This is a genomic window from Pseudomonas sp. GZD-209 (genome assembly GCF_049310485.1).
GTDB classification, from domain to species: domain Bacteria; phylum Pseudomonadota; class Gammaproteobacteria; order Pseudomonadales; family Pseudomonadaceae; genus Aquipseudomonas; species Aquipseudomonas sichuanensis.
In genome coordinates, this window is record NZ_JBMOWQ010000221.1 from 21363 (window position 1) to 43468 (window position 22106).

Below are 22106 nucleotides of genomic sequence, written 5' to 3' on the forward strand. Positions count from 1 at the left end.
GCTGGTGCCTCGCAAAGAAAAAACCGCACGCCGGCGAAGGCAGTGCGGTTTTCCCCGACAAGAAGCGTCGACTACAGCGTCTTAGGCCTGGTGGCTGTTGACGTAGTCGATGGCAGCTTGAACGGTAGTGATCTTCTCGGCTTCTTCGTCAGGGATTTCGGTCTCGAATTCCTCTTCCAGAGCCATCACCAGCTCAACGGTGTCAAGCGAGTCGGCACCCAGGTCTTCAACGAAGGAAGATTCGTTTTTGACTTCTTCTTCCTTGACGCCCAGTTGCTCGGCGACGATTTTCTTGACGCGTTCTTCGATGGTGCTCATACCTAGTTTTCACTCCTAATGGACATATGTCAGGCAGCTGGCCGGTGACCAAGTTTATAGAAAGACGCCTGCTTTTCAAGCGGAACACGTCTTCAGCTAAGTCGCCCAACCCCCTGCCCGGAATCTGGTTGCAGCTTTATAACGGATTTTAAGCTCGGAGTATGACTCTTTTTTGAAGCAATCCGTCACATCGCATTGCGGTTTTTACATGTACATCCCGCCGTTCACCGGCACGGTGGCGCCAGTGACATAGGCGGCGCCATCGGAGGCCAGGAACGAAACCACTTTGGCGATTTCGTCGGCCTGGCCCAGGCGGCCCAGCGGAATTTCTTTCTGCAGGGCTTCGCGCTGCGCTTCCGGCAGCTCACGAGTCATGTCGGTGTCGATGAAGCCCGGGGTGACCGAGTTGACGGTGATGCCACGCGAACCCACTTCACGGGCCAGCGCGCGGCTGAAGCCTTCCAGGCCAGCCTTGGCGGCCGCGTAGTTGGCCTGCCCTGCGTTACCCATGGCACCGACGACCGAGCCGATGCTGATGATACGACCCCAGCGGGCCTTGGTCATGCCGCGCAGCACGCCCTTGGACAGACGGTAGAGGCTGTTGAGGTTGGTGTCGATTACATCGAACCACTCGTCATCCTTCATGCGCAGCATGAGGTTGTCGCGGGTGATGCCAGCGTTGTTGACCAGGATGGTTGGGGCGCCGAACTGCTCACCGATGGCGCTCAGCACCGCATTCACGGACTCTGCGCTGGTCACGTTCAATTCCATGCCGGTACCGGCGACGCCGTGCTCTTTGAGCGTGGCGGCGATGCGCTCGGCACCGGAGGCCGAAGTGGCGGTGCCGATGACGATGGCGCCCTGGCGGCCAAGCTCAAGGGCGATGGCCTGGCCAATGCCACGGCTGGCGCCGGTAACCAGTGCAACTTTACCTTGCAGGCTCATGCAAGCGTCTCCAGATTCAGGCCAGCGCCGCACGGGTGGCGGCGACGGCGTCAGGGGTATTGAGGTTGTAAGTGGTCACGCCGTCGGCGCAACGCTTGTTCAGGCCAGCCAGCACCTTGCCCGGGCCGCACTCGACCAGGTTCACCGCGCCGCGCTCGGCCAGGGCCTGCACGCATTCGACCCAGCGCACAGGCTGGTACAGCTGTGCCAGCAGATCCTGCTTGAGCGCATCGAGGTCGGCGGCGATGGCGGCGGTGACGTTCTGCACCACCGGAATCTGCGGGGCCTTCCACTCGATGGCGTTGACGAATTCGGCGAAGCGCTCGGCAGCGGGCTTCATCAGCGCACAGTGCGACGGCACGCTGACCGCCAGCGGCAGGGCACGCTTGGCGCCGGCCTCTTTGCACAGTGCCATGGCGCGATCGACCGCAGCCTTGTTACCGGCAATCACCACCTGGCCAGGCGAGTTGAAGTTCACCGCACTGACCACTTCATCTTCAGCGGCCTTGGCGCAGAGCTCGACCACAACAGCATCGTCCAGGCCCAGGATGGCAGCCATGGCACCATGGCCGGCCGGCACGGCTTCCTGCATCAGCTGGCCACGGCGCTCGACCAGGCGAACGGCGTCCTTGAGCGACAGGCTGCCGGCAGCGACCAGGGCACTGTACTCACCCAGGCTGTGACCCGAAACGAATGCCGGGTGTGCACCACCCTCATCCAGCCACAGGCGCCACAGGGCGATGGAGGCGGTCAGGATGGCCGGCTGCGTCTTGTCGGTTTGATTGAGTTGTTCTTCCGGACCTTCCTGGACCAGTTTCCACAGGTCGTAGCCCAGAGCCTCGGAAGCTTCCTTGAAGGTTTCGACGATTACCGGCTTTTCAGCGCCGAGCTCGGCGAGCATGCCCAGCGACTGGGAACCTTGACCGGGAAAGACGAATGCGAGGGATGCAGACATTGAACAAGCCCTTATGATCTTGTCGTCGGATAGGGTGCGCCGGGCCACAGGCCGAGCGCGAAATCTGAAAGCTTGGATGGAACGGCGGACCAAGCGGTCACATTTAAGCACTTCATGGGCGATATGCCCAAAGTCTTTGTTTTTCCAGCACCCGCCTCATCGCAGGGCAAGCCCGCCCCACGACATTCAGGGCAACAGGTCTTCGAGGCGCCCGTGCAGGCGCTGCGGCAGGTTTTCCTGGATCTCGATCAGCGCACGCTGGATGGCGCTCTGGAAACCCTGCACGCCTGCCGAACCATGGCTCTTGATGACGATACCCTGGAGCCCGAGGAAGCTTGCGCCATTGTGTCGCGCCGGCGCCAGGTCGGCCTGCAGGCGCTTGAGCAGTGGCATGGCCATGGCCCCGGCAGCCCGCGCCAGCACACCGCCACGGAACAACGCTTCGATGCGCGCGGCGATCATGGTCGCCAGGCCTTCGCTGGACTTGAGCAGGATGTTGCCGACAAAACCGTCGCACACCACTACGTCCGCCTCGCCGCGGTACAGCCCGTCACCCTCGACAAAACCGATGTAGTTCAGGCCACGTGCGTTCTGCAACAAGCTGGCGGCCAGCTTGACCTGCTGATTGCCCTTGATGTCTTCGGTGCCGATATTGAGCAGCGCCACCCGCGGGCGATGAACCCCAAGCGCCTGGGCAGCCACCGAACCCATCACCGCAAACTGGTAGAGGTTTTCGGCACTGCAGTCGACATTGGCGCCCAGGTCGAGCAACTGGCAGTAGCCTGCCTGGGTCGGGATCGCCGCCACCATCGCCGGGCGATCGATACCGGGCAAGGTCTTGAGCACGAAACGCGACAACGCCATGAGCGCGCCGGTATTGCCGGCACTGACGCAGGCCTGGGCCTTGCCGTCTCGCACCAGTTCGAGGGCGATGCGCATCGACGAGTCGGGCTTGCCGCGCAACGCCTGCGACGGCCGCTCGTCCATGCCCACCACTTCACTGGCCGCAACAATTTGCAGGCGCGCGCGATCCGCAGCCGATTGGCCGCTGACAAGCTCTTCAAGAAGGGAGGGTTGACCGACGAGGGTCAGGTGCAGCGAGGGAGTAGCCGAAAGGCAGGCTAGGCTAGCCTGGACAATGCTGCGGGGACCGAAGTCCCCGCCCATTGCGTCGATCGCGATGATCTGAGCGGACAAGGATTACTCGTCAGCGCCCTTGTCGATCACTTTGCGACCACGGTATACGCCTTCTGGCGAAACGTGGTGACGCAGGTGTACTTCACCGGTGCTCTTCTCTACCGACAGGGCGTTTTCCGACAGGGCGTCGTGCGAACGGCGCATGTCACGGGCAGAGCGGGATTTTTTGTTCTGCTGAACAGCCATAATTGATTAACTCCTAAACGTTTGGGTCACGCTTTAACTGCGCCAATACACTGAACGGGTTGGACCGCGATACCTCGTCCTTGCTCGGTTCGGGCTCATCTGCGCCCGCCGGCTGCTGGCATTCTTCCGGATGATGAGCAGGCACGATCGGCAGGGCAAGCAGCAGCTCTTCCTCGACCAGGGCCTGCAGATCCAAAGGATCTTCGCCCAGTTCCAGCACGTCATAGCCTTTCGGCAACGACTGGGTATTCGCACCCTCCTTCACCACGGCGTAAGTAGATTCGCTGTGGATTGGAAGGGTGACCAGCTCAAGACAACGCTGGCAAACCATTTTGACTTCGACATCCAGCTCGCTGTGGATAACCACAACTTTCTGTTCGTCTCGTTCAAAATCGAACTTCGCCTGCACCATACCGACAGTGTCGGAAAGCGGGTCGCAGAGTCTTTCCAAATCAGCGAGTTGCAGCGAACCACTAAGGGTTACGCCTCGATCGGCTAATTTGCGCGGGTCAACGTGAGGTGGAATCGGGTCATTCAACATAGGCGCAGCATTCTAGGGATGCACCCCCTCCCTGTCAAAGGAAATTCGGCACATCTCGCATGTTAGAATTCGAGGCAATTGACCAGGAGTCTATCATGCTTCCTCTGTTACTGGCTTCGAGCTCCCCCTACCGGCGTGAACTGCTCGCCCGCCTGCGCCTGCCCTTCAGCTGGGCAAGCCCCGATCTAGACGAGCAGCGGCTGGCCGATGAGCCCGCCGTCGAACTGGTTCGCCGCCTGGCCCGGCAAAAAGCCGAAGCGCTCGCAGGCCGCTATCCGGGGCACCTGATCATCGGCTCTGACCAGGTAGCGGTGCTCGGCGAGCAGATCCTCGGCAAACCTCACACCTTCGAGCGCGCCTGCGAGCAACTGCTGGAAGCGAGCGGCCAGCAGGTCACCTTCCTCACCGGCCTGGCACTGCTCAACAGCGCCAGCGGCCAGTGCCAGGTCGATTGCGTGCCATTCACGGTGACCATGCGCGAACTGGATCGGGAGCGTGTGGAGCGTTACGTGCAGGCCGAGCAGCCGCTGGATTGCGCAGGCAGCTTCAAAGCGGAGGGGCTGGGGGTGAGCCTGTTCCAGAGCACCCATGGCTGCGATGCCACGAGCCTGATCGGGCTGCCGCTGATTCGCTTGGTGGACATGCTGCACAAGGAAGGCGTGCAGGTGCCTTGAGAACGCATCGCGGAGCAAGCCCGCTCCCACGAGATCGATATGCGACCTGTGGGAGCGGGCTTGCCCCGCGATGAATGTCACGCCGATTTCAGATCAACGCAACGAAGGCCCCTGGAAGCCCATGTACATGGCCAGCCGCTCGGCCACACTGGCACCGATACGCTTGGAGAAACGATCGAACGGCGACTCCTGCACGGTGAAATCCACCAGCTCCTTCTCACCGATGATCTCGCGAGCCACATAGCTGGCACTGCCCAGGCCATCCACCAGGCCCAGCTCCTTGGCCTGCTCGCCAGACCAGATCAAACCACTGAACAACTCAGGATGATCCTTGTCCTTCAGGCGCTCGCCCCTTCCCTGCTTGACCATGGCGATGAACTGGCGATGCGTGGTATCCAGCACCCCCTGCCAGAACGCGGTCTCTTCCGGCTTCTGCGGCGAGAACGGGTCGAGGAAGGCCTTGTGCTCACCCGCGGTGTAGGTGCGACGCTCGACGCCCAGCTTGTCCATGGTGCCGACGAAGCCATAACCGGCGGCCGTCACGCCAATAGAGCCGACCAGACTGGCCTTGTCGGCATAGATCTCATCGGCGGCACTGGCGATGTAATAAGCGCCGGAGGCACCCAGATCGGTAATCACCGCATACAGCTTGATGGCTGGGTATTCGGCGCGCAGGCGGCGAATTTCGTCATAGATATAGCCCGACTGCACCGGGCTGCCGCCCGGACTGTTGATACGCAGCACCACACCCTTGGTTTTCGAGTCCTTGAATGCTTCACGCAAGCTCTTGACGATATTGTCGGCGCCAGCCGGCTCCTGATCGGCGATCACCCCGCGCACTTCGACCAGCGCCGTGTGGCTGGCACTGCGTGACGCAGCCTTGTCCACGTCCATCAGCGGCGTGAACAGGACCAGCATGCCGAACAGGTAGACGAAGGTCAGCAACTTGAAAAAGATGCCCCAACGCCGCGCCCGACGCTGCTCCTGGACGCCTGCCAGCAGCGTCTTTTCCAGCAGCTTCCAGCTCTTGCGCTCTTCGTTGTCTTCAGACTCGGGTGCTTTCCACTCGTCAGCCATGCTCACCTACCCTGGAAATTGAGTTGCGCGCCACTCGCCAGCCATTCGCGCAATTGAGAGAAATGCTCGATGCACACTTGCGGCCCGAACTCGGCCAAGGCCTGCAGCGGCATCGCGCCATAGCCGACCGCCACCGAGTGCATGCCTGCATTGCTGGCCATCTGCAGGTCGAATGCCGAATCGCCGACCATCAGCGCCCGCCCGGGTTCGACCCGGCAATGGGCGAGGATTTCTTCGAGCATCAACGGGTGCGGCTTGCCACGGGTCTCGTCGGCGCCGCGAGTGATATCGAAGTAGCCTTCCCAGCCATTGGCCTTGAGCACCCGATCCAGCCCGCGACGCGCCTTGCCGGTGGCCACCGCCAGGCGATAGCCCTCGGCACGGAAAGCCTCGAGGGATTCGACCACCCCCTCGAACAGCGGCGAAGGCTGCTGATCCAGCGCCGTGTAGACATCGGCGTAATGCTGACGGAAAGCTTGCACCTGCACGGTATCCAGGTGCGGGTACAGCGTGGCGATCGCCTCATCCAATGCCAGGCCGATGATGCCTTTGATGGCCTCATCGCTGCTTGGCGCCTCACCGGCACGGCCGGCCGCCACATTCATGGCCTCGACGATACGCCCGATGGAGTCGGCCAAGGTGCCGTCCCAGTCGAAGATCAGCAACTCGTAACGCTTGTTCATAGGTCAGGTCGCGCTCAGGCGCTCCACGGTCTTGGCCCACACTTCATCCACCGGCGCCTCGAGCTTGAGCTCGCCGCCGTCAGGCAGCGGCACCGTGAGCTGATAGGCATGCAGGAACAGGCGCTTGCCGCCCAGCTCGCGAATCTCGCGGCTGAAATCTTCATCACCGTATTTGCTGTCACCGGCGATCATGTGCCCGGCATGCAGGGCGTGCACACGAATCTGGTGGGTGCGGCCGGTAATCGGCCGGGCCTCGACGATGGTGGCGAACTCGCCGAAACGGCGCAGCACGCGGAACATCGTCAACGCCTCCTTGCCTTCGTCATTCACCTCGACCATGCGCTCGCCCGAGCGCAGGTTGCTCTTGAGCAACGGCGCGTTGACCTGCTTCTTCGCGGTCGGCCAATGGCCGCGCACCAGCGCCATGTAGCGCTTGTCCACGCCATCGCCGCGCAGGGCGGCATGCAGGTGGCGCAGCATGCTGCGCTTCTTGGCGATCATCAGCAGGCCGGAAGTGTCGCGATCCAGGCGATGCACCAGCTCCAGTTCCTTGGCATCAGGGCGCAACTGACGCAGCGCCTCGATCACCCCGAAACTCAAACCACTGCCGCCATGCACGGCAATGCCGGATGGCTTGTTCATCACGATCAGCGCCTTGTCTTCATAGACGATGGCGGCTTCCAGGCGCTGCAGCAGCCCCTGGGCCACAGGCGCTGGCTCGTCGCGTTCAGGCAGGCGCACAGGCGGCACGCGGACGATATCGCCAGCCTGCAGCTTGTATTCCGGTTTGATCCGCCCTTTGTTGACCCGCACCTCACCCTTGCGCAGGATGCGGTAGACCAAGGTTTTGGGCACGCCCTTGAGGGCCGTGATGAGGAAATTGTCGATGCGTTGGCCGGCAAGCTCCGGCGCGACTTCGATCAGCTGTACGCCGGAAGTCGGAGGGGTATTGGTCGTCATGGCGGGATCATAACAATTTTTTATGGAATTGAAGCACTTAATCATAACTGCTATAGTCGCGAACGCCGCCAAAAGCGGCAGGCCAGTGATACCAGGCTCTACGCCGGTTCCTGACCTTCGCAATTCTCCAGGACGCGAGGCCGTCCTACGGGGTTTTCGCCAGTTTAAACAAATGCCTGGAATCGCCACCAGCGCTGTGTAGAGAAGACCGAAGAAAAACGACAAGCGCGGTGTTCCACCTGCTTACCGAACCTTTTTCGCCGCACCTCTGCCCGCCAGTCGCTTCCACGTAACGCCCGGCGAATGCTTCGGAAATACCTGCCTTGGACATAAATGGCGCCAGCGCGGTACCCGCGCTGACGAAAAATGCAACCCGTTGCGGATTCAGCGCGCGGCAGCACCCGAATTATCAGGGATACGTGCAGGGTGGAGATGCACAGCCCTCGGACCGTGTAGCACCGCGTCCGGCCACCGCCCCACTGAACGGGCGATGAGCGGATAAGGTCCTGAACAGACGCTCTAGCGGCGTCCACGGCTGACGGTTGATTCCTCCTCCTGTCATGAGTGCACGAGGCCTGTCTGGCTGATTCGGCTATCGATGAACGTCGATTCGAACACCTAAGGGGCTCGTTGACACCACAGCGAACAGGACGCGTCGTCGCGACAACGGCAGGCTGGGCAACCGGCTGGTGCCGAACGTTGCTCGACACGGGGGTGGCCCGCCACCCTTTGCGCACCTTGGCACCGACCCCGATACGTCGTGTGTGCCGAACGCCGTTTCCGGCAGCCCGGAAACCGACGGTACAACATGAAAAGAATGCTGATTAACGCAACTCAACCCGAAGAGTTGCGTGTAGCCCTGGTAGACGGCCAACGCCTCTACGACCTGGACATCGAGTCCGGCGCGCGCGAGCAGAAAAAGGCCAACATCTACAAAGGCAAGATCACCCGCATCGAGCCAAGCCTCGAAGCCGCCTTCGTAGACTTCGGTTCCGAACGTCACGGCTTCCTGCCACTCAAGGAAATTTCCCGCGAATACTTCAAGAAGACCCCCGAAGGCCGGGTCAACATCAAGGAAGTACTGAGCGAAGGCCAGGAAGTCATCGTCCAGGTCGAGAAGGAAGAGCGCGGCAACAAAGGCGCCGCCCTGACCACCTTCATCAGCCTGGCTGGCCGTTACCTGGTGCTGATGCCAAACAACCCGCGTGCCGGCGGCATCTCCCGCCGCATCGAAGGCGAAGAGCGCAACGAACTGCGTGAAGCCCTCAACGGCCTGACCGTTCCAGGCGACATGGGCCTGATCGTGCGCACCGCCGGCCTTGGCCGCAGCAGCGAAGAAATGCAGTGGGACCTCGACTACCTGCTGCAGCTGTGGACCGCCATCAAGGAAGCCTCGCTGGACCGCACCGCGCCGTTCCTGATCTACCAGGAAAGCAACGTCATCATCCGCGCGATCCGCGACTACCTGCGCCAGGACATCGGCGAAGTGCTGATCGACAGCATCGACGCCCAGGAAGAAGCCCTGACCTTTATCCGCCAGGTGATGCCGCAGTACGCCAGCAAGGTCAAGCTGTACGAAGACAGCGTCCCGCTGTTCAACCGCTTCCAGATCGAAAGCCAGATCGAAACCGCCTTCCAGCGCGTTGTCGACCTGCCGTCCGGCGGCTCGATCGTCATCGACCCGACCGAAGCCCTGGTGTCCATCGACATCAACTCGGCGCGCGCCACCAAAGGCAGCGACATCGAAGAAACCGCCCTGCAGACCAACCTGGAAGCGGCCGAAGAAATCGCCCGCCAGCTGCGCCTGCGTGACATCGGCGGCCTGATCGTCATCGACTTCATCGACATGACCCCGGCCAAGAACCAGCGCGCCGTCGAAGAGCGCGTGCGTGAATGCCTGGAGGCCGACCGCGCCCGCGTGCAGGTTGGCCGCATCTCGCGTTTCGGCCTGCTGGAAATGTCCCGTCAGCGTCTGCGCCCATCGCTGGGTGAAAGCAGCGGCATCGTCTGCCCACGCTGCTCCGGCACCGGCATCATCCGTGACGTCGAGTCGCTGTCGCTGGCCATCCTGCGCCTGATCGAAGAAGAAGCGCTGAAAGACCGTACCGCCGAGGTACGTGCCCAGGTCCCGATCCCGGTCGCTGCCTTCCTGCTCAACGAGAAACGCAACTCGATCACCAAGATCGAACTGCGCACTCGCGCGCGCATCATCATCCTGCCGAACGATCACCTGGAAACGCCGCACTTCGAAGTCCAGCGCCTGCGCGACGACAACCCGGAAGTGCTGAACAACCAGTCCAGCTACGAGATCGCAGCCACCGAAACCGAAGAAGCGCCGCAGCCGACCGCCACCCGCACCCTGGTTCGCCAGGAAGCCGCGGTCAAGACTGCTCCGGCCCGCGCCAACGCTCCCGTACCGAGCACAGAAGAAGCACAGCCTGCCGCAGCACCGGTAGCCGCAGCCGCCCCTAGCGTGCCAGAGCCAAGCCTGTTCAAAGGCCTGGTGAAGTCGCTGGTCAGCCTGTTTGCCGGCAAGGAAGAGCCTGTCGCCGCCCCGGTCGCCACCACCGAGAAGCCGGCCGCCGAGCGCACGCCGCGCAACGAGGAGCGCCGCAACGGTCGCCAGCAGAGCCGCAACCGCAATGGCCGTCGCGACGAGGAGCGCAAGCCGCGTGAGGAACGCGCCGAGCGTGCCCCGCGTGAAGAGCGCCAGCCACGCGAAGAGCGTGCCCCTCGCGAGGAGCGCGCCCCACGTGAAGAGCGTGCGCCGCGTGAAGAACGCGCACCACGCCAGCCGCGTGATGACCGCCGTGGCAACCGTGAAGAACGTGTACGCGAACTGCGCGACCCGCTGGACGCCGCACCGGCTGCCCGCGATGAGCGCCAGCCGCGTGAAGAGCGTGCACCGCGTGAAGAACGCGTAGCCCGTGAAGAGCGCGCTCCACGCGAAGAACGTGCACCACGTGAAGAGCGTGCTCCGCGTGAAGAACGCGCACCACGTGAAGAGCGTGCACCGCGTGAAGAACGCGCACCACGTGAAGAACGTGCACCACGCGAAGAGCGCCAACCACGTCCGCCGCGTGAAGAGCGCCAGCCGCGCCCTGACGAGCAGGTTGCCGAACAGGCTGCCGAGCTGAACGAGGAGCAACTGCCGAACGAAGAGCTGCTGCAGGACGAGCAGGAAGGCGCCGATGGCGAGCGTCCGCGCCGTCGCTCCCGCGGCCAGCGCCGTCGCAGCAACCGCCGTGAACGTCAGCGCAATGCCGATGGCGAGCTGATCGAAGGCGGCGACGACGAAGCCGGCGAAGAGCAGCAGCCACAACAGCACCAGGCCACCGCCCTGGGTGCCGAACTGGCCGCCGGCATCGCTGTCACCGCCGCCGTCGCCACCAGCAACATCAGCGCCGACGCCGAAGCCCAGGCCAACGAGCAGGCCGAACGCGCCAGCGCCGTTGTCGCCGAAGCCCAGGCTGAAAACAGCGAAGTGGTCCAGGTTGCCGAGCAAGCCGAGGCCATCGCGATCGCTCCAGTGGTCGAGCAGCCGGTCAGCGAGCCCGTAGTTGCCGCCGAGCCGAGCTTCGAGCCTGCTGTTGAGTTGGCACCACAGCCAGTGATCGAAGAAGCGGTTGCCGAGCAGGTGGCTGTCGTGATCGAAGCTGAACCGGTCGTGGAGGCTCCAGCAGTGGCAGCCGCCGAGATCGAACCAGCGCCGGTCGCCGAAGCGGCTGAAGTTCAGGCTCCGGTTGCCTTCGAAGCGGCTCCGGCCGTCGAGGCCCAGGCTGTTGAAGCACAAGCTGAAGTGGTCGAAGCACCAGCTGCCGAACCGGCTCCAGTGGTTGCCGAGCAGGCACCTGCCGAAGTCGAAGCTGTTGTCGAGCCGGCCCCTGTCATGCTGGCGAACGGCCGCGCGCCGAACGACCCGCGTGAAGTACGCCGCCGCAAGCGCGAAGCCGAAGCAGCCGCTGCTGCCCTGGCTGCCGCCCAGGCCGCTCCAGCCCTGGAAACCACCGAAGACGAGCACAAGCCTCATCACGGTTGATTCCGGTCGCTGAATGAAAAAGCCCCGCCAGTGCGAACTGGCGGGGCTTTTTCATTGCCGGGAAAACTTGGCACCGGCTTCGCCGGTGATCGCGGGGCAAGTCGCAGCGGCGCACCGCCGCCCGTGGGAGCGGGCTTGCCCCGCGATTGCGTCAGTACAGGTTCGGCTCCATCTCCAACTCCACGCCGAACCGTTCAAGGATATCCGCCTGGATCCTCTGCGCCAGCGCATACATCTGCGCCCCGCTCGCCTGGCCATAGTTCACCAATACCAACGACTGCAAGCGGTGTACGCCGGCGTCGCCATCACGGTGGCCCTTCCACCCCGCCTGCTCGATCAACCAACCCGCCGCCAGTTTCACCTGGCCACCGGCCTGCGGATAAGCCACCACGGTCGGGTAAGCGCTACGAATCTTGTCTGCCAGCTCCACCGTCACCACCGGGTTCTTGAAGAAGCTCCCGGCATTGCCCAGCTCGGCCGGGTCCGGCAGCTTCTCCTGGCGAATGCTGCAGATCGCATCACTGATGGCCTGGGCAGTCGGCTGCCCGACGCCCTGCTCGGTCAAACGCTGACGCACCGGGCCGTAATCCAGGTGCGCCCGCAACGTCCGGTCCAGGGCAAAACGTACGCGCAGGATCAACCAACGCCCGGGGTTGCGCTTGAACAGGCTGTCCCGGTAGCCGAACGCGCACTCCTGCAGCGTGAAATCGCGCAGCTCGCCGGTCTCTCGGTCGAGCGCGGTCAGGCCGGCGAACACGTCCTTGATCTCGACCCCATAGGCACCGACGTTCTGCATCGGCGCGGCCCCCACGGTGCCAGGGATCAGGCTGAGATTCTCCAGCCCGCTCAGGCCTTGAGCCAGGGTCCACTGCACGAAGGGATGCCAGGGCTCACCGGCCTCGGCCTCCACCACCACCCGCTCGCCGTCATCGCTGAGCAGGCGCCGGCCACGGCTGGCCATGTGCAGCACCAAGGCGTCGATGTCGCGGGTCAGCAGCAGGTTGCTGCCACCGCCGATCACCAGCACCGGCACCTGCCGCTCGGCGGCCTCGGCCAGGGCCTGACGGGCTTCGTCATCGTCATGGGCCTGGGTGAAGTAACGCGCACGCACATCGATGCCGAAGGTGTTGTAGGGCTTGAGCGATACCTGTTGCTGCCACGCCACCGTCATAACCGCCCCTTGATTTCCACTACCAGCTCGCGGCAGGCCGCCTCGATCAGGTCCAGGACCTGCTCGAAACCTTCGGCACCGCCGTAATAGGGGTCGGGCACTTCATCCAGCGCCGCGCCGTAGCGGCGCAGGAACAGGTCCAGCTCGCCCTTGGCGTTGTGCGGGCGCAGCGCCTTGAGGTTGGCCAGGTTGCTGTTGTCCATGGCCAGGATCAGGTCGTATTCAGCGAAATGCGCCGCCTTGACCTGCTGAGCGCGCTGGCGCGACAGGTCGTAGCCACGCGCCAGCGCGGCCTTGCAGGTACGGCTGTCGGGGGCCTTGCCCACATGCCAGTCACCGGTGCCGGCAGACGCCACCTGCACCTGGTCAGCCAGGCCTGCGGCCTCCAGCTGGTGGCGCAATACGCCTTCGGCAGTGGGCGAACGGCAGATATTGCCGAGGCAGACGAACAGAACGCGCATCAGGCCTCCAGCAAGCGCCGCACGCGCTCCAGGTCTTCAGGGGTGTCGACGCCCACGGCCGGGGCTTCGATGGCATCGGCCACGTGAATACGCACGCCATGCCACAGCGCGCGCAGCTGCTCCAACGCCTCGGTCTGCTCGAGCCAGCATGGGCCCCAGCCGACGAAGTCCTGGAGGAAACCGACGCGGTAGGCATACATGCCGATATGGCGACGGTACGGCACACCCTCGGGCAGCACGTCACGCGCCTTGGCAAAGGCATCGCGGGCCCAGGGCAAAGGTGCACGGCTGAAGGTCAGCGCCAGGCCGTTCTTGTCGCTGGCAACCTTGACCGCGTTGGGGTTGAACAGGGTTTCCGGCTCGTGGATCGGCTCGGCCAGCGTCGCGATGCCAGCTTCGGGGTGCGCGGCGAGGTTGGCCGCCACCTGGTCGATGATCACCGGCGGGATCAGCGGCTCGTCACCTTGCACGTTGACCACGATGGCATCGGCCGCCAGCCCGAGCTGGGCGGCAACTTCGGCCAGGCGATCGGTGCCCGACTCATGGTCGGCGCGGGTCAGCAGCACCTCGGCGCCGAACGCCTGGCAGGCCTCGACGATGCTGGCATCGTCGGTGGCGATGACCACGCGCTTGGCGCCACTCTTGCGCGCCTGCTCCCACACATGCTGGACCATCGGCTTGCCGGCAATCGCCAGCAGCGGCTTGCCCGGCAGGCGCGTGGAGCGCAGCCGGGCGGGGATCACCACGGTGAAATCCAGGCTCATTTGTCCAGGCGCTCTTCATCGGTCAGGGTGCGCGCTTCGGTTTCCAGCATCACCGGGATGCCGTCGCGGATCGGGTAGGCCAGGCCCGCGCCCTTGCTGATCAGCTCGGTCTTGTCGGCGCTGAGCTTGAGCGGGCCCTTGGTGATCGGGCAAGCCAGGATATCGAGCAGTTTGGTGTCCATGGGGTTTCCTTGAGGCCAGTGGCCGGAAAATGAAAAAGGCTCAGGGGCGACCGGGCAGCAGGCGGTCCAGCTGTGCGTCGAACCAGGCGGCAAAGGCCGCCGAAGGCAGCGCATCGACCGCCAGGTACCACCAGTCGTCGGCGGCGAAGGGCCGGCACTTCACCGCATCCTTCTCGGTCATCACCAGCGGCAGCGGCGGGCTGAACGACAGCAGCTCACGGCTGTACGGCGCATGGTCGGCGAACGGGTGCGGCAGCGGCTGCCAGTTTAGCCCCTGCAGGGTATTGAAGAAACGTTGCGGGTTGCCGATGCCGGCCACGGCATGCAGCGCCTGGCCCGCAGGAAACAAGTCAAGGTCACGGCGCTCGCCGCTGCGCAGGTTGATCAGCGCGGTGGGTTGCAGGCGAAACGCGAAGCCTTGGTCACGGTCGGCCGCGGCGCCATTGAACAACACCGCGTCGGCCTCGTGCAGGCGCTCGGCCGGCTCGCGCAGCGGCCCGGCGGGCAGGCAGCGGCGGTTGCCCAGGCCACGGGCGGCGTCGATCAGCACCAGCTCCAGGTCACGGGCCAGGCGATAGTGCTGCATACCGTCATCGCAGAGGATCAGGTCGGGCGCATCGCTGGCCAGCAGCGCCTGCACGGCGCGGGAACGGTCGGGGTCGATCATCAGCGGCACGCCGGTACGCTGGACGATCAGCAACGGCTCGTCGCCGGCCTGTTCGGCGCTCTGCTCGGCGGCGACGCGCCAGGGGTATTCAGGCGGCTTGGCGCCATAACCACGGCTGACCACGCCCACCTTGAGCCCACGCTTTCGGCAGTGCTCGATCAGCCAGAGGATCATCGGGGTCTTGCCGGTGCCGCCAACGGTAATGTTGCCCACTACTATCACTGGCACCGGAGCCCGGTAGCTGGCGCTCTCACCACTGAGGAAGCGCGCGCGCTTGCGCATCACCACCCGGCGGTACAGCGCCTCCAGCGGGCGTAGCAGGGCCAGGGCTGGATGACCGTTGTACCAGGCGGCGAGCAGGCGATCGGCGAAGGCCATCAGGGTTTACCCTGCGCAGCCTCGACGGTGGTCATGCGCAACTTGCTGAAGCCGAGCTTGCCGGCCGCATCCATTGCGGTGATCACAGCCTGGTGCGGGGTCTTGCCGTCGGCGCTGATCGCCAGCGGCAGGGTGATGTCACCGCCGGATTCCTTCTCGATCGCCTCGGTCAGGGTGTCCAGGTCGCTCTTGGGCAGCAGGTGATTGTTCACCGAATACACACCCTCGGCGCTGATGGAGATTTCCACCAGTTTGCCCTGGTCGGCCGGCGCCTGCTCGGCACTGGCGGCCTCGGGTAGTTCGACGCGCAGTTGCGTCTCACGGGTGAAGGTGGTGGTGACCACGAAGAACAGCAGCAGCACGAACACCACGTCGATCAACGACGCCAGGTTGATGTCGACGTTCTCGCGCTGACGGTTGCGCCGGAACTTCACGCCTTGCCTCCGGCCACTTCCACTTCACGGTCGCCCTGCAACACCTCCACCAGTTTGATCGCTTCCTGCTCCATGCCCACCACCAGCTCATCGATGCGGCGCAGCAGGAAACGGTGGAAGAACACCGCCGGGATACCGACCATCAGGCCGGCGGCCGTGGTCACCAGCGCCTTGGAAATACCCCCGGCGAGTACTGCGGCGTTGGCGGTCATCTGCGAGCCCATGAAGGCGCTGAAGATGTCGATCATGCCCAGCACCGTGCCCAGCAGGCCGAGCAACGGGGCCATGGCGGCAATGGTGCCGAGGGTGCTGATATAGCGTTCCAGCTCGTGGATGACCCGCGAAGCGGCTTCCTCGATGCACTCTTTCATGATCTCGCGGCCATGGCGCGAGTTGGCCAGGCCGGCGGCGAGGATCTCGCCCAGCGGCGAGTCGGCGCGCAGGGCCTTGAGCTTGTCACTGGTGAGTTGCTTGTCCTTGATCCACATCCACACCTGGCCCAGCAGGTGCGGCGGGGTGACACGGCTGGCGCGCAGGGTCCACAGGCGCTCGACGACGATTGCCATGGCAACGATGGAACTCAGGATGATCGGCACCATCATCCAGCCACCGGACTTGACCAATTCCCACACAGTAAGCATCCCCTCGGAAAAAGGCCGCCACTCTACCATACGCACGCGGGGGGCTCATCTGCCGGAGGTCAGGGAAATCGTAGGGTTCGACTTGGGAGTTGCGGGGTGGCGCAAATCGAGCGCCGCCCGCGCGGCGCATCGCGGGGCAAGCCCGCTCCCACATTTGTTTCGGGCCAGTCTCTTCTGTGCCATAACCTGGTCCGCCTTGTTGGCACGGCGCGGTTCTGGCGTGGTCGCTAACGCTGCTTCACATGACTCAAGACATGCGCCAAGGCGGGCAGCGGTACTTTCACAGGACTCATTGGCCCGAAACAGATGTGGGAGCGGGCTTGCCCCGCGATGCGCCGCGCGGGCGGCGCTCGATTTGTGCCCCACCACAACACCCAAGGCATGCACTCCAAACATCCAGCAAATATTCATTCCTGATCGCGCCAGAACCGCCGCCGCCCCCGCGCGCCCTCCACCCCACCATGGTCCCCTAACAGCAACCGCAGTGCGCCCTCCAAGGCCGTGTCATGAATGCTCATACCCTGCCGCCGATAGCGCTCGATCACCTGCGGATGAGGATGCCCGAACCCATTGTGCCGCCCACGCGATATCAACACCCCGCGCGGGGCCATGGCCCTGATGAGCGCCTCGCTGGACGACGTGCGGCTGCCATGGTGCGGCGACTGCAGCCAGTCGATACGCGGATCCTCCGTCGCAGCCAGCCAGGCCCGCTCGGCCCCGGCCTCCATGTCGCCTGCCAGCAGCAGCCGCTCGCCATTGGCCTCGACCCGCAGCACACAGGACCGCTCGTTGCTGTTGGGCCCGGCCGGCCAATGCCAGAGTTCAAAGTCGACACCATCCCACTGCCAGCGCTCGCCACTCTTGCAGGGCTGGCCGTGCAAGCCTGCCGCCAACGCCGTCGCTTCACCGGCCAGCACCCGTTTCACCGGCAGCCCACGATGAACGGCTACGGCGCCCCCGGCATGGTCGGCATGGGCATGGCTGATCAGCATCAGGTCCAGCTGCCGCACCCCGAGCTTGCGCAAGGTCGGCAGCACCACGCTTTCGCCCAGGTCGCTTGCCCCCATCGCGGGGCCGGCGTCATACAACAGGCTGTGCTGGCGAGTGCGCAGCAACACCGCCAGCCCTTGGCCAACGTCCAGCTGCCAGACTTCGACCTGGCCATGCGGCACCTGCTCACGTGGCGCCCACAGGGCCAGCATCAGGACCGCACCCGGCACACGCAAGGGCACGCCCCGAGGCAACAGCACCAGCAACGCACCAAGTCCCACCAGCAGCCCAGCCCACAGCGGCAGTGGCTCGGCGATCCACGCCGGCACAAGCCCTGCCACCAGGGCAAGCCAGCCAAACAGGCCGTGCAGCGAAGCGCCCGCCAGCCACAACAGCCCCTCCCCCAACCAGGGCAGCGGCAACAGCGCGGTACCGAGCAAGGCCAAGGGCAGCACAGCCAGGCTCAGCCACGGCACCGCCAGCAGGTTGGCCAGCGGCGCCGTAAGGCTGATCGGCAGGCCCAGCGCCAGCAGCACCGGCAGCAGGCCCACGGCGATCACCCATTGCGCCCGCGTCCAGGCCTGCCAAGGCCGCCAGGCGCCCAGCCGGGCGGAAAAACACAGCGCCAGCACCGCCACGGCGGCGAACGATAGCCAGAAGCCCGGCAGCAGGCTGGCCAGCGGCTCGACCAGCAACACCCCCAGCAGCGCCAGCAACAAGGGCAGCCCCACGCCCAACTGGCGAAAGCGCAGGCGCCACAGCAGCACCACCGCCAGCATCAGGCAGGCACGCTGTACCGGCACGCCAAAACCCGCCAGCCAGCCATACAGCAGCGCCGCCCCCATGGCCAGACCGCAGGCCCAGGGCAACCAAGGCAGGCGTCGCGGCCACACGCCCAAGCGGGCCAGCCCGGCCACCCCGCCATAGACCAACCCGGCCAGCAGCCCGATATGCTGCCCGGAGATCACCAGCAGATGGACCGTGCCGGTGGCTTGCAGCGCCTGCCAGTCCTGGCGCGCCAGCCCCGCGCCATCGCCCAGCACCAGCGCCGCCAGGGCCGCTTCACGCCCATGGGCATCCACCGCCAGCAAGCGTTGGCGGATGCCGTCGCGCCAGTCGTGGGCGGGAGCGCCCAGCCGCTCACCCGCCTTGACCGTGCCGGTCGCGCCGATCCGGCGCGCCAGCAAGGTAGCCTCGCGGTCCGGGCCATGGGGGTTGAGCAACCCATGCGGGCGCCGCAAGTTGACCGCCAGCCGCCAGCGCTCCCCGGCGCGCAACTCCGGGCCATCGAACCAGCTCAGTTGTAACCGCTGCGACAACTCGGCCCGACGCGAACTGGCCTGCTCCAGCTCGAAGCGCACACCGTGCTCGGTGCGCGCCGGCAGGCCGACCACCCGCCCCTCCAGCCACAAGGTGCGCCCGTCCAGTGCCACGGCCAGCCGATCATCCAGTGCCTGCTGCGCCGACCAGCACGCCCAGCACAGCCCCAACAGGTAACAGCCAAGCGGCCAGCCCCGCGTACGCAGGCAGGCCAGCCCCAGCAATAGCAGTGCAAGCAACCACCCGACCGGTGGCAGAGCAGGCAGAAAGCGCAGGCTCAACAGCCCGAGCACGAGCGCAAGCATCCCTGTGCGCATGAGATAGAGCTCCAGAAGCGAAAAACGCCCCTGAGGCTTAGCTGATCAAGAGGGAAATCTTGCTAAACAATTGTCACAAACTCTGAACGAGGCTGCGATTCAATCAAGGCATACTGACGCCCTTCAACCCCGCCGGGAGCCCACATGCCGCGCCGTCTGTTCAAACGCTACATGCCGGACCCGACCAGCATCAGGGAGCACAAGTCGTTACGCTTTTTCGGCAAGCTGCTCCACGACCCCAACCTCTGGCACCTCAACCGTCACTCGGTGGCGCGGGCCATGGGCGTCGGGCTGTTCGCGGCGTTGATCCCCATCCCCATGCAGATGCTGCTGGCCGCCGCCCTGGCGATCCCGGTACGCGGCAACCTGCCCATCGCGGTGAGCCTGGTGTGGCTGACCAACCCGCTGACCATGCCACCGGTGTTCTTCGTCACCTACATGACCGGCGCCTGGCTGATGCAGGTACCGCCGCGCACGCTGCCCGAAGAGATCACCGTCGACTGGGTCACCGACCAGCTGGCAACGCTCTGGCAACCCTTCCTGCTGGGCTCGGTGGTGTGCGGGGTGGTGCTTGGCGTGCTCGCCTACTTCACCACCCAGTTCTACTGGCGCTGGTGGGTGGGCCGGCAATGGCGCCGGCGCCAGTGCCGCTGCCTACGCCCGCATGCCGCGGCCGCTGACCAGCAGGCGGATGCACAGCAGGTAGAGCAGCGCGGTAGCCACCAGCATGAAGGTGATCGCGGTGCCAATGCTGATGTCCGACACCCCTAGGATGCCGTAGCGGAACGAGTTGACCATGTGCAGCACCGGGTTGGCCAACGACACGGTCTGCCAGAACGGCGGCAGCAGGGTGATCGAGTAGAACACCCCGCCCAGGTAGGTCAGCGGCGTCAACACGAAGGTCGGGATGATCGAGATATCATCGAAATTGCGCGCGAACACCGCGTTGACGAAGCCCAGCAGCGAGAAGATGGTCGCGGTCAGCAACACCACCACCACGGTCACGCCCAGGTGATGCACCTGCAAGTGGGTGAAGAACAGCGACAGGATCGTGACGATCACCCCCACCGCCAAGCCACGCAGCACACCGCCCAATACGTAGCCGACCAGGATGATGTGCGGCGACACCGGCGACACCATCAGCTCTTCGATGGAGCGCTGGAACTTGCTGCCGAAGAAGCTCGACACCACGTTGCCGTACGAGTTGGTGATCACCGACATCATGATCAGCCCCGGCACGATGTACTCCATGTAGGTGAAGCCACCCATGTCGCCGATCTGCCGGCCAATCAGGTTACCGAAGATCACGAAGTACAACACCATGGTGATCGCCGGCGGCAGCAGGGTCTGCGGCCAGATGCGCAAGAAGCGCCGCACTTCGCGGTAGACGATGGTGTTCAGGGCCACCCAGTTGGTGCGCAGCTCCACACTCATACGGCCACCTTCGACAGATTTTTTTCCACCAGGGACACGAACAACTCCTCGAGTCGGTTGGTCTTGTTGCGCAGGCTCTGCACCTCGATGTTCTTCAGCGCCAGCTGGCCGAACAGCGCGGTGATGCCGATCTCCTTCTCCACCTGCACTTCCAGGGTGTGCGGGGTGATCAGCCGGCACGGGTAGCCCTGCAGCTCAGGCGCAGCGGGCAGGTCGTGCTTGAGGTCGAGCACGAAGGTCTCGACATGCAGCTTGCCCAGCAGCTGGCGCATGCTGGTGTTCTCGACGATGGTGCCGTGGTCGATGATGCCGATGTTGCGGCACAGCTGCTCGGCCTCTTCGAGGTAGTGGGTGGTGAGGATGATGGTGATGCCCTTCTGGTTGAGCTCGGTGAGGAAGCTCCACATCGAACGGCGCAGCTCGATGTCCACCCCCGCGGTCGGCTCGTCGAGGATCAGCAGGCGCGGTTCGTGGATCAGCGCCCGGGCAATCATCAGGCGGCGCTTCATGCCCCCGGACAGCGAGCGTGACTGCACGTCACGCTTGTCCCACAGCCCCAGTTGGGTCAGATACTGCTCGGCACGCTCCTTGGCCAGCTTCGGCGGGATGCCGTAGTAGCCCGCTTGCGTGACGACGATGTCGAAGGTCTTCTCGAACTGGTTGAAGTTGAACTCCTGGGGCACCACGCCCAGGCAGCGCTTGAGCGCAGCCGGCTCGCGGTCCAGGTCGTGGCCGAACACGTTGACCGTGCCACTGGTCTTGTTCACCAGGGTGGAGAGGATGCCGATGGTGGTGGACTTGCCGGCGCCGTTGGGGCCCAGCAAGGCGAAGAAGTCGCCTTCGGCGACGTCCAGGTCGATGCCCTTGAGGGCCTGGAAGCCGTTGCCGTAGGTCTTGGTCAGCTGTCGGATGGACAGGGCGGAACTCATAGCGGGTCACGTACCGGATAAAGAATGGTTCAGGACACGCCAGGCAAAGTCACTGGCGCAGTGAGTGCGGCCATGGTGCAAGGGCCGGCCGCACAAGTACAGTCACATCTATTGATAATGACTATCGAAGTGGCGTCACGTCAGGGCGGTCATCACCGCCGCCTGGTAGGCCGGGCGCTGTTTCAGGCGCTCGTACCAGGCTTCGAGGTGGTACATGGCCGGGCGTTCGATGGGCATTTCGAACCAGGCGTAGATGAAGCTGCCCAGGGGGATGTCGCCCATGCCGATCTGCTCACCGGACAGGTAGGGCTGTTTGGCCAGGGTTTCGTCGGCGATGGCCAGCAACTGGGCGCACTGCTTGTGCGCGGCGTTGATCGCCACCCAGTCGCGCTGATCTTCGGGGGTGCGCAGCAGGCCCCAGAACAGCGGGCGGAACGGGGTGGCGAAGGACGAGGTGGTCCAGTCCATCCACTTGTCCGCCAGGGCTCGCTGGCGTGGGTCATCGAGGTACCAGCCCTGCTCCTCGCCGTACTCGGCGCACAAGTAGCGGACGATGGCGTTGGACTCCCACAGCACCAGGTCGCCGTCTTCGAGCATTGGTACCAGGCCGTTGGGGTTGAGGGCCCGGTAGTGCGGTTCGTTGACCACGCCGAAGGCGCCGCCAGCGTCGATGGATTCAAAGTTCAGGCCCAGTTCGTGGGCGATCCACAGCGCCTTGCGCACATTGCTCGAATTCTTGCGGCCCCAGATCTTCAGCATGGCGATGTCCTTATGAATGCGGGAGGGGGACAGTCTACTCCAGGCTTGGGCGTTGTGTGGGGGTGTGAGGGCCCTATCGCGGGG

At 64.4% G+C, this 22106-nt stretch carries 23 protein-coding genes; 3 read left to right on the forward strand and 20 right to left on the reverse strand.

Annotation, left to right across the window (positions count from 1 at the left end):
• Nucleotides 1–81 precede the first annotated feature (81 nt).
• The 6 genes from acpP to ACO6VM_RS22450 form a co-directional block, all read right to left on the reverse strand.
• Complete coding sequence (gene acpP, locus ACO6VM_RS22425) at nucleotides 82–318, reverse strand: acyl carrier protein (protein ID WP_010223225.1); 237 nt, start codon at nucleotides 316–318, stop codon at nucleotides 82–84.
• A 204-nt stretch (nucleotides 319–522) separates the two neighbouring features.
• Nucleotides 523–1263, reverse strand: a complete 741-nt coding sequence (fabG, locus tag ACO6VM_RS22430) for a 3-oxoacyl-ACP reductase FabG (RefSeq protein WP_390967760.1) — start codon at nucleotides 1261–1263, stop codon at nucleotides 523–525.
• Nucleotides 1264–1279: 16 nt separating this feature from the next.
• On the reverse strand, nucleotides 1280–2218 hold the full coding sequence (fabD, locus tag ACO6VM_RS22435; RefSeq protein ID WP_401057858.1) for an ACP S-malonyltransferase: 939 nt from the start codon (nucleotides 2216–2218) through the stop codon (nucleotides 1280–1282).
• Nucleotides 2219–2404: 186 nt separating this feature from the next.
• Nucleotides 2405–3415 (reverse strand): phosphate acyltransferase PlsX, encoded by a 1011-nt coding sequence (plsX, locus tag ACO6VM_RS22440; protein ID WP_125463228.1) that lies wholly within the window; start codon nucleotides 3413–3415, stop codon nucleotides 2405–2407.
• 3 nt (nucleotides 3416–3418) lie between these two features.
• Entirely contained in the window at nucleotides 3419–3601 is a 183-nt protein-coding gene (rpmF, locus tag ACO6VM_RS22445; RefSeq protein WP_008096416.1) for a 50S ribosomal protein L32, read from the reverse strand.
• Nucleotides 3602–3614: 13 nt separating this feature from the next.
• Nucleotides 3615–4142: a YceD family protein gene (locus ACO6VM_RS22450; protein ID WP_401057856.1), complete on the reverse strand. Its 528-nt coding sequence runs from the start codon at nucleotides 4140–4142 to the stop codon at nucleotides 3615–3617.
• Between the two features lie 95 nt (nucleotides 4143–4237).
• Between ACO6VM_RS22450 and ACO6VM_RS22455 the strand changes: the two genes are divergently transcribed.
• Nucleotides 4238–4816, forward strand: coding sequence for a Maf family protein (locus tag ACO6VM_RS22455; protein ID WP_401057854.1), 579 nt, complete (start codon nucleotides 4238–4240; stop codon nucleotides 4814–4816).
• A 93-nt stretch (nucleotides 4817–4909) separates the two neighbouring features.
• Here ACO6VM_RS22455 and sppA read toward each other — a convergent pair whose 3' ends face one another.
• From sppA to rluC, 3 genes are read right to left on the reverse strand one after another with little or no spacing between them, the layout of a single operon-like run.
• Complete coding sequence (sppA, locus tag ACO6VM_RS22460; protein ID WP_125857894.1) at nucleotides 4910–5893, reverse strand: signal peptide peptidase SppA; 984 nt, start codon at nucleotides 5891–5893, stop codon at nucleotides 4910–4912.
• A gap of 2 nt (nucleotides 5894–5895) precedes the next feature.
• Complete coding sequence (locus ACO6VM_RS22465; protein ID WP_401057852.1) at nucleotides 5896–6576, reverse strand: HAD family hydrolase; 681 nt, start codon at nucleotides 6574–6576, stop codon at nucleotides 5896–5898.
• Nucleotides 6577–6579: 3 nt separating this feature from the next.
• Nucleotides 6580–7536, reverse strand: coding sequence for a 23S rRNA pseudouridine(955/2504/2580) synthase RluC (gene rluC, locus ACO6VM_RS22470; protein WP_390967757.1), 957 nt, complete (start codon nucleotides 7534–7536; stop codon nucleotides 6580–6582).
• Between the two features lie 808 nt (nucleotides 7537–8344).
• On the opposite strand from rluC, the gene rne reads away from it, so the two are divergent.
• Nucleotides 8345–11575: a ribonuclease E gene (rne, locus tag ACO6VM_RS22475; RefSeq protein ID WP_422403567.1), complete on the forward strand. Its 3231-nt coding sequence runs from the start codon at nucleotides 8345–8347 to the stop codon at nucleotides 11573–11575.
• 151 nt (nucleotides 11576–11726) lie between these two features.
• On the opposite strand, the gene murB is transcribed toward rne, so the two are convergent.
• The 8 genes from murB to ACO6VM_RS22515 form a co-directional block, all read right to left on the reverse strand.
• Nucleotides 11727–12746, reverse strand: coding sequence for a UDP-N-acetylmuramate dehydrogenase (gene murB, locus ACO6VM_RS22480; RefSeq protein WP_401057848.1), 1020 nt, complete (start codon nucleotides 12744–12746; stop codon nucleotides 11727–11729).
• Nucleotides 12743–13207, reverse strand: coding sequence for a low molecular weight protein-tyrosine-phosphatase (locus ACO6VM_RS22485; protein WP_401057846.1), 465 nt, complete (start codon nucleotides 13205–13207; stop codon nucleotides 12743–12745). The genes murB and ACO6VM_RS22485 overlap by 4 nt, the downstream gene beginning before the upstream one ends.
• Nucleotides 13207–13971 carry a 3-deoxy-manno-octulosonate cytidylyltransferase gene (kdsB, locus tag ACO6VM_RS22490; protein WP_422403568.1) on the reverse strand — a complete coding sequence of 255 codons (765 nt, stop codon included), beginning with the start codon at nucleotides 13969–13971 and terminating at the stop codon, nucleotides 13207–13209. The genes ACO6VM_RS22485 and kdsB overlap by 1 nt, the downstream gene beginning before the upstream one ends.
• Nucleotides 13968–14153: a Trm112 family protein gene (locus tag ACO6VM_RS22495; protein ID WP_125463219.1), complete on the reverse strand. Its 186-nt coding sequence runs from the start codon at nucleotides 14151–14153 to the stop codon at nucleotides 13968–13970. The genes kdsB and ACO6VM_RS22495 overlap by 4 nt, the downstream gene beginning before the upstream one ends.
• Nucleotides 14154–14193: 40 nt before the next feature.
• Nucleotides 14194–15198 carry a tetraacyldisaccharide 4'-kinase gene (gene lpxK, locus ACO6VM_RS22500; protein WP_401057842.1) on the reverse strand — a complete coding sequence of 335 codons (1005 nt, stop codon included), beginning with the start codon at nucleotides 15196–15198 and terminating at the stop codon, nucleotides 14194–14196.
• Complete coding sequence (locus tag ACO6VM_RS22505; RefSeq protein WP_125463217.1) at nucleotides 15198–15632, reverse strand: ExbD/TolR family protein; 435 nt, start codon at nucleotides 15630–15632, stop codon at nucleotides 15198–15200. Before ACO6VM_RS22505 ends, lpxK begins: the two co-directional genes overlap by 1 nt.
• On the reverse strand, nucleotides 15629–16264 hold the full coding sequence (locus tag ACO6VM_RS22510) for a MotA/TolQ/ExbB proton channel family protein (RefSeq protein WP_390967753.1): 636 nt from the start codon (nucleotides 16262–16264) through the stop codon (nucleotides 15629–15631). The genes ACO6VM_RS22505 and ACO6VM_RS22510 overlap by 4 nt, the downstream gene beginning before the upstream one ends.
• A gap of 416 nt (nucleotides 16265–16680) precedes the next feature.
• Complete coding sequence (locus ACO6VM_RS22515; protein WP_401057839.1) at nucleotides 16681–18900, reverse strand: DNA internalization-related competence protein ComEC/Rec2; 2220 nt, start codon at nucleotides 18898–18900, stop codon at nucleotides 16681–16683.
• A gap of 144 nt (nucleotides 18901–19044) precedes the next feature.
• Here ACO6VM_RS22515 and ACO6VM_RS22520 point away from each other — a divergent pair, with 144 nt between their 5' ends.
• The gene (locus ACO6VM_RS22520; protein ID WP_157966878.1) at nucleotides 19045–19671 is read left to right on the forward strand and encodes a DUF2062 domain-containing protein; all 627 of its coding nucleotides are present in this window, start codon (nucleotides 19045–19047) and stop codon (nucleotides 19669–19671) included.
• Here ACO6VM_RS22520 and ACO6VM_RS22525 read toward each other — a convergent pair.
• From ACO6VM_RS22525 to ACO6VM_RS22535, 3 genes are all read right to left on the reverse strand, one after another.
• Nucleotides 19555–20334: an ABC transporter permease gene (locus tag ACO6VM_RS22525; RefSeq protein ID WP_125463214.1), complete on the reverse strand. Its 780-nt coding sequence runs from the start codon at nucleotides 20332–20334 to the stop codon at nucleotides 19555–19557. The genes ACO6VM_RS22520 and ACO6VM_RS22525 overlap by 117 nt on opposite strands.
• Nucleotides 20331–21263 carry an ABC transporter ATP-binding protein gene (locus ACO6VM_RS22530; protein WP_125463213.1) on the reverse strand — a complete coding sequence of 311 codons (933 nt, stop codon included), beginning with the start codon at nucleotides 21261–21263 and terminating at the stop codon, nucleotides 20331–20333. Before ACO6VM_RS22530 ends, ACO6VM_RS22525 begins: the two co-directional genes overlap by 4 nt.
• Before the next feature lie 135 nt (nucleotides 21264–21398).
• Nucleotides 21399–22022 (reverse strand): glutathione S-transferase, encoded by a 624-nt coding sequence (locus tag ACO6VM_RS22535; protein WP_401057836.1) that lies wholly within the window; start codon nucleotides 22020–22022, stop codon nucleotides 21399–21401.
• Nucleotides 22023–22106 lie beyond the last annotated feature (84 nt).

Bases quoted from the DNA above. Each gene is read 5' to 3' on its own strand.
- ACO6VM_RS22465 (WP_401057852.1), bottom strand. From the start codon at position 6,576: ATGAACAAGCGTTACGAGTTGCTGATCTTCGACTGGGACGGCACCTTG.
- acpP (WP_010223225.1), bottom strand. From the start codon at position 318: ATGAGCACCATCGAAGAACGCGTCAAGAAAATCGTCGCCGAGCAACTG.
- kdsB (WP_422403568.1), bottom strand. From the start codon at position 13,971: ATGAGCCTGGATTTCACCGTGGTGATCCCCGCCCGGCTGCGCTCCACG.
- murB (WP_401057848.1), bottom strand. From the start codon at position 12,746: ATGACGGTGGCGTGGCAGCAACAGGTATCGCTCAAGCCCTACAACACC.
- ACO6VM_RS22525 (WP_125463214.1), bottom strand. From the start codon at position 20,334: ATGAGTGTGGAGCTGCGCACCAACTGGGTGGCCCTGAACACCATCGTC.
- ACO6VM_RS22515 (WP_401057839.1), bottom strand. From the start codon at position 18,900: ATGCGCACAGGGATGCTTGCGCTCGTGCTCGGGCTGTTGAGCCTGCGC.
- ACO6VM_RS22535 (WP_401057836.1), bottom strand. From the start codon at position 22,022: ATGCTGAAGATCTGGGGCCGCAAGAATTCGAGCAATGTGCGCAAGGCG.
- ACO6VM_RS22450 (WP_401057856.1), bottom strand. From the start codon at position 4,142: ATGTTGAATGACCCGATTCCACCTCACGTTGACCCGCGCAAATTAGCC.
- fabD (WP_401057858.1), bottom strand. From the start codon at position 2,218: ATGTCTGCATCCCTCGCATTCGTCTTTCCCGGTCAAGGTTCCCAGTCG.
- lpxK (WP_401057842.1), bottom strand. From the start codon at position 15,198: ATGGCCTTCGCCGATCGCCTGCTCGCCGCCTGGTACAACGGTCATCCA.
- ACO6VM_RS22495 (WP_125463219.1), bottom strand. From the start codon at position 14,153: ATGGACACCAAACTGCTCGATATCCTGGCTTGCCCGATCACCAAGGGC.
- rne (WP_422403567.1), top strand. From the start codon at position 8,345: ATGAAAAGAATGCTGATTAACGCAACTCAACCCGAAGAGTTGCGTGTA.
- sppA (WP_125857894.1), bottom strand. From the start codon at position 5,893: ATGGCTGACGAGTGGAAAGCACCCGAGTCTGAAGACAACGAAGAGCGC.
- rpmF (WP_008096416.1), bottom strand. From the start codon at position 3,601: ATGGCTGTTCAGCAGAACAAAAAATCCCGCTCTGCCCGTGACATGCGC.
- ACO6VM_RS22520 (WP_157966878.1), top strand. From the start codon at position 19,045: ATGCCGCGCCGTCTGTTCAAACGCTACATGCCGGACCCGACCAGCATC.
- rluC (WP_390967757.1), bottom strand. From the start codon at position 7,536: ATGACGACCAATACCCCTCCGACTTCCGGCGTACAGCTGATCGAAGTC.
- ACO6VM_RS22530 (WP_125463213.1), bottom strand. From the start codon at position 21,263: ATGAGTTCCGCCCTGTCCATCCGACAGCTGACCAAGACCTACGGCAAC.
- ACO6VM_RS22455 (WP_401057854.1), top strand. From the start codon at position 4,238: ATGCTTCCTCTGTTACTGGCTTCGAGCTCCCCCTACCGGCGTGAACTG.
- fabG (WP_390967760.1), bottom strand. From the start codon at position 1,263: ATGAGCCTGCAAGGTAAAGTTGCACTGGTTACCGGCGCCAGCCGTGGC.
- ACO6VM_RS22485 (WP_401057846.1), bottom strand. From the start codon at position 13,207: ATGCGCGTTCTGTTCGTCTGCCTCGGCAATATCTGCCGTTCGCCCACT.